Origin of the sequence: Azospirillum thiophilum (genome assembly GCF_001305595.1) — a bacterium.
Taxonomy (GTDB): Bacteria; Pseudomonadota; Alphaproteobacteria; order Azospirillales; family Azospirillaceae; genus Azospirillum; species Azospirillum thiophilum.
Genome location: NZ_CP012404.1, coordinates 164,026 through 178,639 on the forward strand (window position 1 = coordinate 164,026; position 14,614 = coordinate 178,639).

Sequence of the window (14,614 nt, forward strand, 5' to 3'; positions counted from 1 at the left end):
GCCATGAAGTTCGACACCCCCGCCACCACCAATCCCATCGACCGGCTGACGGTGATCGGCAAGCCGACCAGCCGCATCGACGGGCCGCTGAAGACGACCGGCACCGCGCCCTACGCCTATGAACGCCACGACGTGGTGGCGGACCAGGCCTACGGCTATCCGGTCGGCGCCGGCATCGGCAAGGGGCGCATCGCCTCCCTGTCGGTGGAGGAAGCCGAGGCGGCCCCCGGCGTGCTGGCCGTCGTCACCCACCGGACCGCGGGCAAGCTCGGCAAGGCCGAACGCAATGCCGCCCCGCTGCTGGGCGGGCCGGAGATCGACCATTACCATCAGGCGGTCGCCCTGGTCGTGGCCGAGAGCTTCGAGCAGGCGCGGGCCGCGGCGCAGCGCATCCGCATCGAGTATGAGAGCGGCGGCGGCGCCTTCGATCTGGCGCATGCCAGGGAGGCCATGGGCGACTCCGCCGAACACAAGACGGAGGATTCGACCGTCGGCGATTTCGCCGGCGCCTTTGCGGCGGCGGCGGTCAAGCTGGACGAGACCTACACCACCCCCGACCAGAGCCACGCGATGATGGAGCCGCACGCGACCATCGCCGCCTGGAAGGGCGACCGGCTGACCGTGTGGACCTCCAACCAGATGATCGACTGGGCGGCGACCGATCTGGCAGAGACGCTGGAGATGCCGAAGGAGAAGGTCCGCGTGATCTCACCCTTCATCGGCGGCGGCTTTGGCGGCAAGCTGTTCCTGCGCGCCGACATCCTGCTGGCGGCGCTGGGCGCGCGGGCGGCCGGGCGGCCGGTCAAGGTGGCGCTGCCCCGGCCGATGATCGCGAACAACACCACCCACCGGCCGGCGACGATCCAGCGCATCCGCATCGGCGCCGGACGGGACGGAAAGATCCTGGCCATCGCCCATGAAAGCTGGTCCGGCAACCTGGAGGACGGCAAGCCGGAGACCGCGACCGACCAGACGCGCCTGCTCTATGCCGGCGCCAACCGGCTGACCGGCACGCGGCTTGCCCATCTCGACCTGCCGGAAGGCAACGCCATGCGGGCGCCGGGCGAGGCGTCGGGCCTGATGGCGCTGGAAATCGCCATGGACGAGATGGCGGAGCGGCTGAAGATCGACCCGGTGGAGTTCCGCATCCTCAACGACACCCAGGTCGACCCGGAGAAGCCGGAGCGCCCCTTCTCGCAGCGCCAGCTGGTGCAGTGCCTGCGCACCGGGGCCGAGCGCTTCGGCTGGAGCAAACGCAGCGGCGAGCCGGGACGGGTGCGCGACGGGCGCTGGCTGATAGGCATGGGCATGGCCGCCGCCTTCCGCAACAACCTGCTGACCAAATCGGCGGCGCGGGTGCGGCTGGACAGGCGCGGGGTGGTGACGGTCGAGACCGACATGACCGACATCGGCACCGGCAGCTACACCATCATCGCCCAGACCGCGGCGGAGATGATGGGCGTCGGGCTGGACAAGGTGCTGGTGCGGCTGGGCGATTCGAGCTTTCCGGTGTCGGCCGGGTCGGGCGGGCAGTGGGGCGCCAACAATTCGACCGCCGGCGTCTATGCCGCCTGCGTCACGCTGCGCGAGGCGGTGGCGCGGACGCTTGGCGTCAACTCGGCCGATGCGGAGTTCGCCGACGGCCTGGTGCGGTCGGGCAACCGCAGCGTGCCGCTGGCCCAGGCGGCGGGCGAAAGCGGGCTGTCGGCCGAGGACGCCATCGAGTATGGCGACCTCGCGAAGAAGGCCCAGCAATCGACCTTCGGCGCCCATTTCGTCGAGGTCGGCGTCGATGCCGCGACGGCGGAGGTCCGCGTCCGGCGGATGCTGGCCGTCTGCGCGGCGGGCCGCATCCTGAACCCGCTGTCGGCGCGCAGCCAGGTGATCGGCGCCATGACCATGGGCGTCGGCGCGGCGCTGATGGAGGAGCTGGCGGTGGATCCCCGGACCGGCTTCTTCGTCAACCACGACCTTGCCGGCTATGAAGTGCCGGTCCATGCCGACATCCCGCAACAGGAGGTGGTCTTCCTGGACGAGACCGACCCGATGTCCTCGCCGATGAAGGCGAAGGGGGTGGGAGAGCTCGGGCTGTGCGGCGTCGGCGCCGCCATCGCCAATGCGGTCCACAACGCAACCGGCATCCGCGTGCGCGACTACCCGGTCACGCTGGACAAGCTGATCGACCGCATGCCGCCGGTGGGGTGAGCGGCCGGCGGCGTGCCGGCGAGATCCGCTCGGGAGATCCGCTCCGGCGGTGGTAGCATGCGGCAGAGAGGCCGGACGGGGCGCATGGGGTGGTGAAGGTGCTGCTGGTTTGCCTGCTGACGCTGGTCCTGCTGCTCGCCGGGCCGGCCTTCGTCGTCGCGTCGGGAACCGTGTCGCTGGCGGTGGACTGGAGCCGGGCCGACCGCAGTCCGGTCGGCCTCGCCCCCGATCCGGCGACGACGCCCGAGGCGGTCGTCCAGGTCTATGCCGCCCGCGCCCTGTCCTGGCGCGGCGCCTTCGGCGTGCACCCCTGGTTCGCGGTGAAGCCGGCGGGCGAGCGGCGCTACACCGTCTACGAGGTGATCGGCTGGCGGGCCTACCGCGGCCTGCCGGCGGTGTCGGTCAGCAACCGCGACCCCGACGGCCGCTGGTTCGGCGCCCCGCCGGTGGTGCTGGCTGAGCTGCGCGGCGCGGCGGCGGCGGCGGCCATCCCGCGGATCGCCGAGGCCGCCGCCAGCTATCCCTTTGCCGGCGAGTACCGGGTCTGGCCCGGCCCCAACAGCAACACCTTCGCCGCCTGGGTGGCCCGCGCCGTGCCGGAGCTGCGGCTCGACCTGCCCTCAACGGCGCTCGGCAAGGATTATCTGGGCACCGGCCTGTTCGCGCGGGCGCCGAGCGGCACCGGCTGGCAGGTCAGCCTGTTCGGCCTTGCCGGCCTGCTGCTGGCGCGGGAGGAGGGGGTGGAGGTCAATCTGCTGGGGCTGACGGTCGGCATCGACCCGCTCGACCTCGCGGTCAAGCTTCCCGGCATCGGCCGGATCGCCCTGCTTGGAGACGGGCCGCCCTCCGTTCCGCCGCCCGCCATTTTGCCTCCCGGCCCTCCGGTGGGGCCGGGGTGAGAGTGGCGGATCGGGCCTGCCGGTGCCATAGTGGGGCGGGTTTGGCCGGCAAATGGGGATGGTCGCCGTGACGTTGGAAATCTGGATCGTTTACGTGATCGCGGCGGTCGGCCTGTCGGTGACGCCCGGGCCGAACGGGCTGCTGTCGCTGACCCATGGCGTGCGCTTCGGCTTCGCCCGCACCGTCTTCACCGTGCTGGGCGGCGTCTGCGGCTTCCTGGTGCTGGTGGCGGCGTCGCTGGCCGGAATGGGCGCGCTGCTGGCAACGTCGGAAACCGCCTTCACCATCGCCAAGTGGCTCGGCGCGGCCTATCTCGTCTATCTCGGTTTCCGCCTGTGGCGGGCACCGGCCGCTGCCGTGGGCACCGACGCCGGCGTTGAAGCCGGGGGCCGGACCGGTCCGCTGCGGCTGTTCGCCGAGGGCTTCCTGGTCGCGGTCTCCAATCCCAAGGCGCTGATCTTCTTCGCCGCCTTCCTGCCGCAGTTCATGGTGCCGGGCGCCTCCTTCTGGCTGCAGTTCGCGGTGCTGGGCGGCACCTTCGCCTTCACGGAATTCTGCTATGAGCTGGTGCTGGCCGGCACCGCCCAGCGCATCGCCCCCTGGCTCTCCCGCCATGGGCGCTGGTTCAACCGGGTGACCGGCGGAACCTTCGTCGGCATCGGCGGGCTGATGGCGACCGTCAGCCGCTGAGGCTCCGACCCGGGCGATCCGCCGCCGAGCCATGCCCGCTGCTCATCTCGCACCTGCGGAATTGGCGGCATGCGGCGGATTGCCTCATCATGCCCGCGGCAAATATCCTGACCTCGCCCCGGCCGCATTCCGTTCCCTTGTCCGCCGGGTCCCATCATCGAGCGGCGACAGCGGAGAAACGACCATGGCTTCGGCCGGCCATCACGGCAACACGCATGCACAGGAGCAGGCGGCGGGGCAGGGTGCGGCCACCCATCCGGGCCTGGTGCTCCTGGCGCTCGCCATGGGTGGTTTCGCCATCGGAACGACCGAGTTCGCGACGATGAGCCTGCTGCCCTATTTCGCCCGTGGCCTCGGCATCGACGAGCCGACCGCGGGCCATGTCATCAGCGCCTATGCGCTGGGCGTGGTGGTGGGGGCGCCGGTGATCGCGGTGCTGGCGGCGCGGCTGTCGCGGCGGACGCTGCTGATCGGGCTGATGGCGGTGTTCGCCGTCGCCAACGTGGCGAGCGCCTTTTCGCCGTCCTACGGCTGGATGCTGGTCTTCCGCTTCCTGAGCGGCCTGCCGCACGGCGCCTATTTCGGTGTCGCCGCCCTGGTCGCCGCCTCGCTGGTGCCGCCGCAGCGCCGCGCGCAGGCGGTGGCGCGGACCATGCTGGGGCTGACGGTGGCGACCGTGGTCGGCGTGCCGATGGCGAACTGGATCGGGCAGGCGCTGGGCTGGCGCTGGGGCTTCGGCGTCGTCGGGCTGCTGGCCCTGCTGACGGTGGCCCTGGTCTCAGCCTTCGCCCCCAAGGACCGGCCGCACCCGGACTCCAGCCCGCTGCGCGAACTGGGCGCCCTGAAGCGGCGGCAGGTCTGGCTGACGCTGGGCATCGGCGCCATCGGCTTCGGCGGGATGTTCGCCGTCTACACCTATGTCGCCTCGACCCTGATGGAGGTGACGCAGGTTTCCCCGGCGATGGTGCCGGTCGTGCTGGCGGTGTTCGGGTCCGGCATGACCGTCGGCACGCTGGTCAGCGCCTGGGCCGCCGACCGCGCCCTGATGCCGACCGTCGCCGCCGTGCTGCTGTGGAGCGCCGGGTCGCTGGCGCTCTACCCGTTCGCCGCCGGCAACATCTGGGCGGTGTCGGTGGTCGTCTTCATGATCGGCTGCGGCGGCGGGCTGGGCACCCCGCTGCAGGCCCGGCTGATGGACGTGGCGGAGGATGCGCAGACGCTGGCCGCGGCGCTGAACCACAGCGCCTTCAACGCCGCCAATGCGCTGGGGCCGTGGCTGGGCGGGATGGCGATCGCCGCCGGCTGGGGCTGGACCTCCACCGGCTGGGTCGGCGCCGCGCTGGCGCTGGGCGGGCTGGCGGTGTGGGCGGTGGCGATGCTGGACGACCGCATGACGGAAAACCGGCTGGCGGCGGCCTGCGCCGGAGGTTGAGAGGGCAAGCGATTGAGGGGTTACCGCCCCGACAGCTCCCAGGCGATGCGGGCCGGGTGCTCGCCGAGGTCGAGGGAGCCGATGACGATCTCCCCCCGGCCGGCCAGCGGAACCGTCTCCCCCTGTTTCAGCACCCGCTGGTCGCCGCCGCGCGGAGCCACGCGGGTGCCGTTGCGGCTGAGATCCTCCAGCACATAGTTCCCGCCCTGCATCCGCACCGCCGCGTGCCGGCGCGAGGCGGAGGCATGGTCGAGCACGATGGCGCAGTCGGCGGACCGGCCGATCACGACCTCGCCGCCGACATCCGGCAACGTCACCGTCCGCCCCTGGTAGCTCAGCGTCAGGCGGGGCATCGGCGGTGCGGGCGGCGCGTGGGCGTCGACCGTCATGTCCATCGGGCGTGGGGCGGTGCCGAGGGTGGTCCCGGTGGCCGGCCGCTGGCCCGCCAGTACGCCGCTGCCGGTGACCGACAGGCGCTGGTCGTCGGGGATGGCGGCGATCTTGGCGATCAGCCCGTCGGCCAGGGCCCGCGGGATGCCGGCGGCGCGCAGGCGGCGGCCCAGCCCGTCGCGCACCTCCTGCATCGAGACGCCGGGGGCGGCCAGCTCCGCCGCCGATTTCACGCGGCTGAGTTCTGTCGCCACATGCTGGATGACGGTGCTGACCTTGCTGCGGCCGTAGGGGCTGGCGCCGAGGTCGAGCAGATAGCCAAGCCGCCCGGCCGCGGTGCCGAAGCGCCCGGCCAGCCGCGTCATCGTCTCCTCGAAAGGCAGGTCTCGGCCGCCGGCCGCCCACACGATCTTGCCGCGGCGGGTCAGCGTTTCCGCCATCTCCGGGCCGCCCATGAAGCCGTCGAAGGCGATCATCCCGTCGACGACGGCGCCGAAGGCACGGGCGTCGCTGGCCGCCCCGGTGCGGGTCAGCGGGGTCAGCCCGTCCAGCCCGCCGCGGATCCGGTGCAGCACCGCCTCCCGCGTCCGGACGAAGCCGCCGCCGCCGACGGCGTTGGACAGGGCGAGCAGCGCGTCGGTGTGGGGCAGCCGGTCGTCCAGGTCGCCGCGCAGGGTCGCCAGCAGGGCGAGGATGGCGGAGCCTAGGTCGGGCGCATAGCCGATCAGCGCGCGGATCGGCTCGCGCCCGTCGACGATCTCCGCCGTGAACTCGTCGACCAGCCGGGTGGTCTCGCCGTCGTCCTCGCGGTGCAGGCGCAGCACCGTGGTCAGCTTGGCGCCCCACTCGCGGTGCGGCTCCAGCGCCGAGCCGACGGCATGGGTGACGATGCGGTCGCGCTCCTCCAGCGGCCGATCGACGGCGGCCAGCAGCAGCCCGGAGATCCCGCTGCGCATCAGCGCCTGATCGAAGGGTGCCAGCGTGTCCGACTGCTGGGCCAGTTCCTTCAGCGAGCCGAACAGGCGGATGATCTGGTCGTAGCGTTCGTGCGGCTTCAGCCCCAGCATCGGCGCCTGGATGCTGGCGAGCCGGCTGACCGCCGGGTTGAACAGCAGGGCCTCGCGCTCGAAGTAACGCAACGGGAAATAGCGGTGGAGCTGCTCCGTCGGGATGACGCCCTGGTCGTCCCAATAGCCGCGCAGCAGGCGCAGCAGGGTCATCCGGCTGTCGAATGAGAACACCTGCAGCACATCGGTGCAGAGGTTGGCGTTCTCGATCGGGGAGATCGTTGTCAGCTTGCCGCCGCCGGCGGATTTCTTCTGGAAGACCGTCTCTTCCCGTCCACTGCCGGTGACCTTGACCACGCGGACCACCGGGAATTTTGCGAGGCGTAGCAGATAGTTGGCGCGTTCCGTCGCCGCCTTCTCGTCATCGAAGACGCCGTCGATGTTGGGCTTTCCGCCCTGTTCGACCACCACCTCGAAGCGCGTCTCGCGCCGCTTGGACATCGCCATCCCGCCCCCCGCCCGGGCATCGCCCGGCTACGCCCCTGATCGCGATTTCCTGCATTTTTTCCCAGAATACTTTATCAAAGGCTCCTTCAGAAGCGGAAAGGGCCCGACCGCCCCCGCCAAGACAGGACACCCCGCCCGACGATGACCTGCCCTCCCGACAGCGATTCCGAAACAGCGCCCGGCGGCGATCCCGGCTCCGCGTCGCAATGGCCGCCGCAATGGCTGCCGCAAAGGGCGCCGCAAAGGGCGCCGATAGGACGCCGCCCGGTCCTTGGGCTGCTGGGGGCGCTTCTGGCGTCCTCCCTGCTGCCGGCCGCGGCCCTGCCGGCCCTGGCGGGGTCGGCGCCTGCAACCCCTGGTTTTGACGAAACCGCAGTCGGATACATCCTGTTCGATCCGGTCGGCGGGCAGGTGGTGGACGCGCGGGCGGCCGACACCCTCTTCATCCCGGCGTCGGTGGCGAAGATCCCGACGGTGGCGGCGGCGCTGGCCCTGCTGGGCCCGGACCACCGCTTCACCACCCGGCTGTTCGGCAGCGCGGCACCGCTCGACGGCATCTTGCGGGGTGACCTGATCCTGCAGGGCGGCGGCGATCCGGCTCTGGCGACGGAGGGCTTGGCACAGCTGGTCGACATGCTGCGCGCCGCCGGGCTGCGCCAGGTGCAGGGGCGGTTCCTCTATGATTGCGGGCTGCTGCCCGAACTGGGGGAGATCGATGCCGGCCAGCCCTGGGCGGCGGCCTACAACACCGGGATCGGCGCGCTGTCGCTGAACTACAACCGGGCCCTGCTGGCGTGGCGCCGCGGCGCCGACGGGCGTCCGGTGCCGGAGGTGCTGTCGGTCGCCTCCGCCGGGCGGCTGCCGCTGGACAGCGTCGCGGCGCTGCCGATGACGGCCGGCGGGCCCTTTGCCCTGCTGCCGGACGGCGCCGACCGCTGGCGCGTCGCACTGCCGGGCGGAGCCGATCCGCGACCGGTCTGGGTGCCGGTGGCACGGCCGGGGCTGGCCACGGCCACGCTGTTCCGCCGGATGGCCGCCGATGCCGGCCTTGCCCTGCCGCCGCCGCTGGCCGGCCGGGCGCCGGGCAATGCGGTGCCGCTGGCTGCGCTGGACAGCCTGCCGCTGTCGGAGTTGGCGCGCGGGCTGCTGCGTCATTCCAACAATCTGTCGGCCGAGGTGATCGGGCTGGCCGCCGCCCGCCGGCTGGATCCCGCCACTGCCGCCGGCTCCGGCCCCGCCACGCTGGAGCGGTCGGCGGCCCTGCTGCAGGGGTGGCTGACCCGGCAGCCGCTGGAGGGGGCGAACTGGCGCAGGCTGCGGCTGGCCAATCATTCGGGGCTGGGCACCGGATCGCGCGCCACGCCGCGGCAGATGGCGGCGCTGCTGCGGGCCGGCGGCCCGGCGCTGTGGGACCTGCTGCCGGGTGAGGAGGACGGCAAGGTGCTGCCCCCGGGCGTCCGGGCCAAATCGGGAACATTGGCCTATGTCAAGGGGGTGGCCGGCCTGTTGACGGCGGCCAGCGGCCGGCGGCTGGGCTTCGTCCTGTTTATTTCCGATCCCGGGCGCCGGGCGGCGTTGGATGCGGCGCTCGACCGGCGGGTGACGGCCACCCCGCCAGAGGCGCGGGCCTGGGCCGCCGGCGCGCGGGCGTTGCAGACCAGAATCCTGGAGCGGTGGATCACAACCTATTGACGACAACCGTCATAGTACGGAATATGACTAATATGTGAAAAATCAGACCAACGTTGAATGGACCAACGGTCCATCCGTCCTATATCTGCCCATAGCCCATGCCGGGAGCCCGCCACCTTCCATGACGTTCGCCCCCCATGATGCCCGCCCGATGACGAAGGACCGTCCCCGCAGCCCGGCCGCGCGCAGCGCCCTTCGCCGCAGGCTGGAACGGCAGGACGTCGCCGCCAACCGCTACCACGACCGGCGGCTGGGGGCGGAGGTGGTGAACATCGTCGTCGGCGGCTGCGTCGTCACCGACGACCCGAACGTCGTCATCACCACCACGCTGGGCTCCTGCGTCGCCGCCTGCCTGTATGATCCGGTGGCGGAGATCGGCGGCATGAACCATTTCCTGCTGCCCGATGCCGGGCTGGACGTGCTGTCGCTGTCGTCCCGCTACGGCGCCACGGCGATGGAGCATCTGATCAACCGGCTGCTGGCCGTCACCGGCCGGCGCGACCGGCTGCGCGCCAAGCTGTTCGGTGGGGCCAACGTCAATCTGAACACGCTGCGCACCGCCAACATCGGCCAGCGCAACGTCGATTTCGTCATGGAGTATCTGGCGACGGAGGGGATCCCCACCATCAGCTGGGACGTCGGCGGCGTCAGCCCGCGGGCGGTGCGTTTCTTCCCCACCAGCGGGCGCAGCCAGCGCCGGCTGATCGGCGACGAGTCGCTGCACGACATCGCCCGCAACGAATCCTCCTACATCGAGCATCTGCGCAAGTCGCGGATCGAAGGCGACGTCGAGCTGTTCTGATAGGCTCGACCGGCGGTACGCCGCCGCCTGCCGTCCTTCCGCGGAGCCCGCCATGGCCGAAACGCTGGTCCGGATCGCCACTTTCAATCTGGAGAACCTGGACGACGACACGGACGAGCCGCCCTTCGAGGCGCGGATCGCCACCCTGCGCCCGCAGTTGGAGCGGCTGGAGGCCGACATCCTCTGCCTGCAGGAGGTCGACGCCCAGCATCCGGTGAAGAGCGAGCCGCGCGTGCTGCGGGCGCTGTCCCGCCTGCTGGAGGGGACGCGCTATGCCGGCTACCACGTCACCGCCGGCGATGCCGGGTCGCCGGCCGACCGTCACAACCCGGTGATCGTCAGCCGCTGGCCCATCGCGGCGGCGCGGCTGCTGCGCCACCAGCTGGTGCCGCCGCCGCGGGTGATGCTCGCCACCGCCGACCCGGCGTCGGAGGAGGCGACGGAGGTCGGCTGGGACCGCCCGGTGCTCCATGCCGAGGTGGCGCTGCCCGGCGGGCGGACGCTGCATGTCTTCGACCTGCATCTGCGGGCGCCGATCGCCGCCCCGGTGCCGGGGCAGAAGGCGGATGCCTCAACCTGGAAGACGGCGGCCGGCTGGGCGGAGGGCTATTACCTCGCGTCGATCAAGCGGGCGGGGCAGGCGCTGGAGACGCGCATCGCGGTGGACCGGCTGTTCGACGCCGAGCCCGACGCGCTGATCGTCGTCGCCGGCGACTGCAACGCCGAGCTGGAACAGACCGCGGTGCGCATCATCCGTGCCGCTCCCGACTTCACCGGAAACCCCGCGTTGGCCGGCCGCGTGCTGGAGCCGCTGGAGGAGGCGATCCCGCAGGAGCGGCGCTACACCGTGCTGCATGCCGGCACGCCGGTGCTGCTCGACCATCTGCTGGCCTCGCCCCGCCTGACCGAGCGCCTGCGCGACGTCGCCATCCACAACGAGGATCTGACCGACGAGGTCGACCATCCCGACGGGCCGTCCCCCGTCAGCTACCATGCGCCGGTGGTGGCGAGCTTCGTGCTGCCGGAGGGATAGAGCCCTGGGGGTAGCGGCGGGTTATGCCAGCAGGTCGGTGTGCCGGCGGTTCCGCCGCATCCACAGGGCGGCGTAGCTGCAGAGCGGCACGATCTTCAGCCCCTCCGCCCGCGCCGCCTCCATCACGCCCTCCATCAGGCGGCCGGCTGCGCCGGTGCCGCGCAGCGAGGGCGGCGCCTCGACGTAGGAGATGACCAGGGTCGGGCCGTTGCGGCGATAGTCGGCGTAGACCGTCTGGCCGCCGACCGCCAGCTCGAACCGGCCCATGGCGCGGTTGTCGGTGACCGCCTGTTCGCCGCCCGCCTGCCCGCCGCCCGCCTGCCCGCCACCCGTTTGTCCGCCACCCGTTTGTCCGATCGCCTGTCCCATCCCGTGCGCTCCGTCCGTTGCTGGTGTCCTTCCCCTAACATTGGGGCGCGGCGGACATGACGGAAGCATCCCCTTTTGCGCAGCGCCGCTCACCCGCCCTGCCAGCCGCAGGCGGACAGGGCGTCCTGCATATGCGCCGGTGCCGGGGCGACGGCGTCGACCGCCGGGTATTCGAAGGCCATGCGGAAGGCGACGGAGCGGGCCAGCAGATGGAGATTGCCCGGTGGGATGCGCTCCGGGCCGTAGAAGGGCTCCCCCACCAGCGGGCAGCCGATGGCGGCGCAATGGAGGCGGATCTGGTGGGTGCGGCCGGTGCGCGGGCGCAGCTCCAGCCATGAGCGGCCGGCGGAGCCGCCGGGACCGGTACCGAGCACGCGGTATTCGGTGACCGCCGGCTGGCCGTCCGGGTGGGGCAGGATGGTCCAGGAGGAGCGGGCGGCTCCCGTCGCGGATTTGGGTTCGATCCGTTTCAGCAGCGGCAGGTCGATGACGCCGGACTCCGCCTCCGGGATGCCGTCGGCGACCGCCCAATAGGTCTTCTCCACATGGCCGGCGGCGAACATCTGGCCGAAGCGCTTCAATGCCCAGGGCGTGCGTCCCAGGATCAGGCAGCCGGCGGTGTCGCGGTCCAACCGGTGGCCGAGCTTCGGCGGCTCGCCGCCGGGCTCGGCCAGATGGGGCAGGTAGAGCTCCAGATGGTCGGTGATGCGTCCGGCCTTGTGGACGGCCAGACCGGCCGGCTTGTCGATGACGAAGCACAGTTCGTCCCGGTGGAGCACGCGGGCGTGCAGCGCCTCCGCATTCAGCAAGGGGGCGTTCAGCGGGAGGACATTCGGCGAGTCGGGGATCATGCCGCGCAGAATGGCTGCCGCACCCCCTCCGGTGCAAGCGTCGCGGATGCGGCGTCATACGGACGATGCGGTGCCGGAACGGCGGGGCGGAAGGGACAGCGGCACGGTGTCGCGCCAGCCGTTCCCAAGGGAAATCCAGGCCCCGGCGCCTATGAGAAAGGTCCGGGGCAGGATTCGACGGAACGGATAAAGTTCAGCCCCAACGAGGACATTAGGCCGTTTTTCATTCGATTTCTGCCCTGTGGGCTAGCCTTTTGCCCGGTCTCGGAAGGTTTGTTGCGCAGCCGCGGCAGGCGTGGCAGAAAGCGCGGACCACGGTCGCGCTCCCGCCGGCTCCGCTTGCGGTCGGGCGACCGTGCGACGATTTTGATTTCGACTTGCCTCAACCACAAGAGACGTCCAATGCGGAAACCCGTGCGCAAGGTGGTGTTCCCGGTCGCCGGTCTCGGCACGCGCTTCCTGCCGGCCACCAAGGCCATCCCGAAAGAGATGCTGCCCCTGGTCGACCGCCCCCTGCTGCAGCACGCCGTCGAAGAGGCGCGCGCCGCCGGCATCGAGGATTTCGTCTTCGTCACCGGCCGTTCCAAGCGCGCCATCGAGGACCATTTCGACGCCGACACCGAACTGAACCGCACGCTCGAGGAGCGCGGCAAGCTGGACGCGCTGGAGGAGGTCCGCCACAGCGAGATCGCGCCCGGCCGCTGCTTCTACACCCGCCAGCAGGTGCCGCTCGGCCTCGGCCACGCGGTGTGGTGCGCCCGCGCCCTGATCGGCAACGACCCGTTCGCCATCGTGCTGCCCGACGACTATGTCCAGGGCAAGACCCCCTGCCTGAAGCAGATGGTCGAGGCCTATGAGGAGGTCGGCGGCAACATCGTCGCGGTGGTGGACGTGCCGCGCGAGCGCACCAGCAGCTACGGCATCCTCGACGTCGAGAAGGACGACGGCCGCCTGGCCACCGTGCGCGGCCTCGTGGAGAAGCCGAAGCCGGAAGAGGCGCCGTCGACCCTGTCGATCATCGGCCGCTACATCCTGCAGCCGGAAATCTTCGACCATCTGGAAAAGCAGCAGCGCGGCGCCGGCAACGAAATCCAGCTGACCGACGCGATGGCCAACCTGATCGGCACGCAGCCGTTCCACGGCCTGCGCTTCGAAGGCACCCGCTACGACTGCGGCGACAAGGTCGGCTTCATCGAGGCGACGCTCGCCCACGCGCTGAACCGGCCGGACATGGCCGACAAGGTGCGCGAGATGCTGCGGAAATATTGCTGACCGACGGACGGCATTGCCGATGCCGCGCCCGCCCCCGTCCCCTGAGCCGGACGGCGGCGGGCGCGTGCGTTTGGGCCGGGCGAGGCCGATACGGGATTTCTGATTTCAAGGACATGAGGGGGACGCGATGCGCATAGCGATGATCGGCACGGGCTATGTCGGCCTGGTCTCCGGCGCCTGCTTTTCGGAATTCGGCGTGCACGTCACCTGCGTCGACAAGGACGCCGGCAAGATCGAGCGGCTGAAGCGCGGCGAGATTCCGATCTACGAACCCGGCCTGGACGACCTCGTCGCCCGCAACGTCGCGGCCGGCCGGCTGTCCTTCACCATGGATCTGAAGGAGGCGATGCAGGGCGTCGACGCCGTGTTCATCGCGGTGGGCACCCCGTCGCGCCGCGGCGACGGCCATGCCGACCTGTCCTATGTCTATGGTGCGGCGGAGGAGATCGCCCAGCATCTCGACCATTACACGGTGGTGGTGACCAAGTCGACGGTCCCGGTCGGCACCGGCCGCGAGGTCGAGGCGATCATCCGCCGCGTGCGGCCCGACGCCGAGTTCGACGTCGCCTCCAACCCGGAATTCCTGCGCGAAGGCTCGGCCATCGGCGACTTCATGCGGCCCGACCGCGTCGTCATCGGCGCCACGTCCGACCGCGCGGGCGAGGTGATGCGCCGGCTCTACCGGCCGCTCTACCTGATCGAGACGCCGATCGTCATCACCTCGCTGGAGACGGCGGAGCTGACCAAATACGCCGCCAACACCTTCCTGGCCGCCAAGATCACCTTCATCAACGAGATCGCCGATCTGTGCGAGAAGGTCGGCGCCAACGTCCATGACGTGGCGCGCGGCATCGGGCTGGACGGCCGCATCGGCAAGAAGTTCCTGCACCCGGGTCCGGGCTACGGCGGCTCCTGCTTCCCCAAGGACACGCTGGCGCTGGTCCGCACCGCCCAGCAGGTCGGCAGCCCGCTGCGCATCATCGAGACGGTCGTCGACATCAACGACAAGCGCAAGAAGCAGATGGCCGAGCGCATCGTCGCCGCCTGCGGCGGGTCGGTGGACGGCAAGACGGTGGCGGTGCTGGGCGTCGCCTTCAAGCCGAACACCGACGACATGCGCGACAGCCCGTCGCTCGACATCGTCCCGGCGCTGCAGGCGGCCGGCGCCCATGTGCGCGCCTTCGACCCGGCGGCGATGCACGAGGCCGGAAAGCTGCTGCCCGGCGTGGAATGGGCCGGCGATGCATACGGCACCTTGGAGGGCGCCGACTGCGTCGCTATTCTCACCGAGTGGAACGAATTCCGCGCGCTCGATCTGAAGCGGGTGAAGGCGATGCTGAAGCGGCCGGTGATGATCGACCTGCGCAACATCTACAATCCCGACGACATGGCGAAGGCCGGCTTCATCTATACGTCCATCGGCCGGCCGACGCCGGCCGGCGGGATGGATCGCGGATAAGGTCT

Annotated in this window: 12 protein-coding genes; 9 read left to right on the forward strand and 3 right to left on the reverse strand. The window is 71.0% G+C overall.

All coding sequences use genetic code 11. The features are described 5' to 3' along the window. The first annotated feature begins 3 nt into the window (after positions 1-3). The 4 genes from paoC (at position 4) to AL072_RS23635 (ending at position 5,227) form a co-directional block, all read left to right on the forward strand. Positions 4-2,205, forward strand: coding sequence for an aldehyde oxidoreductase molybdenum-binding subunit PaoC (paoC, locus tag AL072_RS23620; protein WP_045583665.1), 2,202 nt, complete (start codon positions 4-6; stop codon positions 2,203-2,205). Between the two features lie 98 nt (positions 2,206-2,303). Continuing rightward, positions 2,304-3,104, forward strand: coding sequence for a DUF3750 domain-containing protein (locus tag AL072_RS23625; RefSeq protein ID WP_063840374.1), 801 nt, complete (start codon positions 2,304-2,306; stop codon positions 3,102-3,104). Positions 3,105-3,171: 67 nt separating this feature from the next. Continuing rightward, on the forward strand, positions 3,172-3,795 hold the full coding sequence (locus AL072_RS23630; RefSeq protein ID WP_045583978.1) for a LysE family translocator: 624 nt from the start codon (positions 3,172-3,174) through the stop codon (positions 3,793-3,795). A 184-nt stretch (positions 3,796-3,979) separates the two neighbouring features. Then, entirely contained in the window at positions 3,980-5,227 is a 1,248-nt protein-coding gene (locus tag AL072_RS23635; RefSeq protein ID WP_200909925.1) for an MFS transporter, read from the forward strand. A 20-nt stretch (positions 5,228-5,247) separates the two neighbouring features. Here AL072_RS23635 and AL072_RS23640 read toward each other — a convergent pair whose 3' ends face one another. Beyond that, positions 5,248-7,131, reverse strand: coding sequence for an FHA domain-containing protein (locus AL072_RS23640; RefSeq protein ID WP_045583663.1), 1,884 nt, complete (start codon positions 7,129-7,131; stop codon positions 5,248-5,250). Between the two features lie 141 nt (positions 7,132-7,272). Here AL072_RS23640 and AL072_RS23645 point away from each other — a divergent pair, with 141 nt between their 5' ends. From AL072_RS23645 to AL072_RS23655, 3 genes are all read left to right on the forward strand, one after another. Then, positions 7,273-8,823, forward strand: coding sequence for a D-alanyl-D-alanine carboxypeptidase/D-alanyl-D-alanine-endopeptidase (locus tag AL072_RS23645; RefSeq protein WP_082109107.1), 1,551 nt, complete (start codon positions 7,273-7,275; stop codon positions 8,821-8,823). A gap of 121 nt (positions 8,824-8,944) precedes the next feature. After that, positions 8,945-9,625, forward strand: coding sequence for a chemotaxis protein (locus AL072_RS23650; RefSeq protein WP_245636996.1), 681 nt, complete (start codon positions 8,945-8,947; stop codon positions 9,623-9,625). 52 nt (positions 9,626-9,677) lie between these two features. Then, positions 9,678-10,658, forward strand: a complete 981-nt coding sequence (locus tag AL072_RS23655; RefSeq protein ID WP_045583662.1) for an endonuclease/exonuclease/phosphatase family protein — start codon at positions 9,678-9,680, stop codon at positions 10,656-10,658. 21 nt (positions 10,659-10,679) lie between these two features. Here AL072_RS23655 and AL072_RS23660 read toward each other — a convergent pair whose 3' ends face one another. Then, a complete protein-coding gene (locus tag AL072_RS23660) occupies positions 10,680-11,027 on the reverse strand; it encodes a GNAT family N-acetyltransferase (protein WP_245636997.1) in 348 nt (115 codons plus the stop codon). Positions 11,028-11,116: 89 nt separating this feature from the next. Next, complete coding sequence (locus AL072_RS23665) at positions 11,117-11,878, reverse strand: RluA family pseudouridine synthase (protein WP_045583661.1); 762 nt, start codon at positions 11,876-11,878, stop codon at positions 11,117-11,119. 402 nt (positions 11,879-12,280) lie between these two features. Here AL072_RS23665 and galU point away from each other — a divergent pair, with 402 nt between their 5' ends. After that, on the forward strand, positions 12,281-13,150 hold the full coding sequence (gene galU, locus AL072_RS23670) for a UTP--glucose-1-phosphate uridylyltransferase GalU (RefSeq protein ID WP_045583660.1): 870 nt from the start codon (positions 12,281-12,283) through the stop codon (positions 13,148-13,150). Positions 13,151-13,277: 127 nt separating this feature from the next. Then, entirely contained in the window at positions 13,278-14,609 is a 1,332-nt protein-coding gene (locus tag AL072_RS23675) for a UDP-glucose dehydrogenase family protein (protein WP_045583659.1), read from the forward strand. The last annotated feature ends 5 nt before the right edge of the window (positions 14,610-14,614 follow it).

Bases quoted from the DNA above. Each gene is read 5' to 3' on its own strand.
- AL072_RS23665 (WP_045583661.1), bottom strand. From the start codon at position 11,878: ATGATCCCCGACTCGCCGAATGTCCTCCCGCTGAACGCCCCCTTGCTG.
- AL072_RS23655 (WP_045583662.1), top strand. From the start codon at position 9,678: ATGGCCGAAACGCTGGTCCGGATCGCCACTTTCAATCTGGAGAACCTG.
- AL072_RS23675 (WP_045583659.1), top strand. From the start codon at position 13,278: ATGCGCATAGCGATGATCGGCACGGGCTATGTCGGCCTGGTCTCCGGC.
- AL072_RS23640 (WP_045583663.1), bottom strand. From the start codon at position 7,131: ATGGCGATGTCCAAGCGGCGCGAGACGCGCTTCGAGGTGGTGGTCGAA.
- galU (WP_045583660.1), top strand. From the start codon at position 12,281: ATGCGGAAACCCGTGCGCAAGGTGGTGTTCCCGGTCGCCGGTCTCGGC.
- AL072_RS23650 (WP_245636996.1), top strand. From the start codon at position 8,945: ATGACGTTCGCCCCCCATGATGCCCGCCCGATGACGAAGGACCGTCCC.
- AL072_RS23660 (WP_245636997.1), bottom strand. From the start codon at position 11,027: ATGGGACAGGCGATCGGACAAACGGGTGGCGGACAAACGGGTGGCGGG.
- paoC (WP_045583665.1), top strand. From the start codon at position 4: ATGAAGTTCGACACCCCCGCCACCACCAATCCCATCGACCGGCTGACG.
- AL072_RS23645 (WP_082109107.1), top strand. From the start codon at position 7,273: ATGACCTGCCCTCCCGACAGCGATTCCGAAACAGCGCCCGGCGGCGAT.
- AL072_RS23635 (WP_200909925.1), top strand. From the start codon at position 3,980: ATGGCTTCGGCCGGCCATCACGGCAACACGCATGCACAGGAGCAGGCG.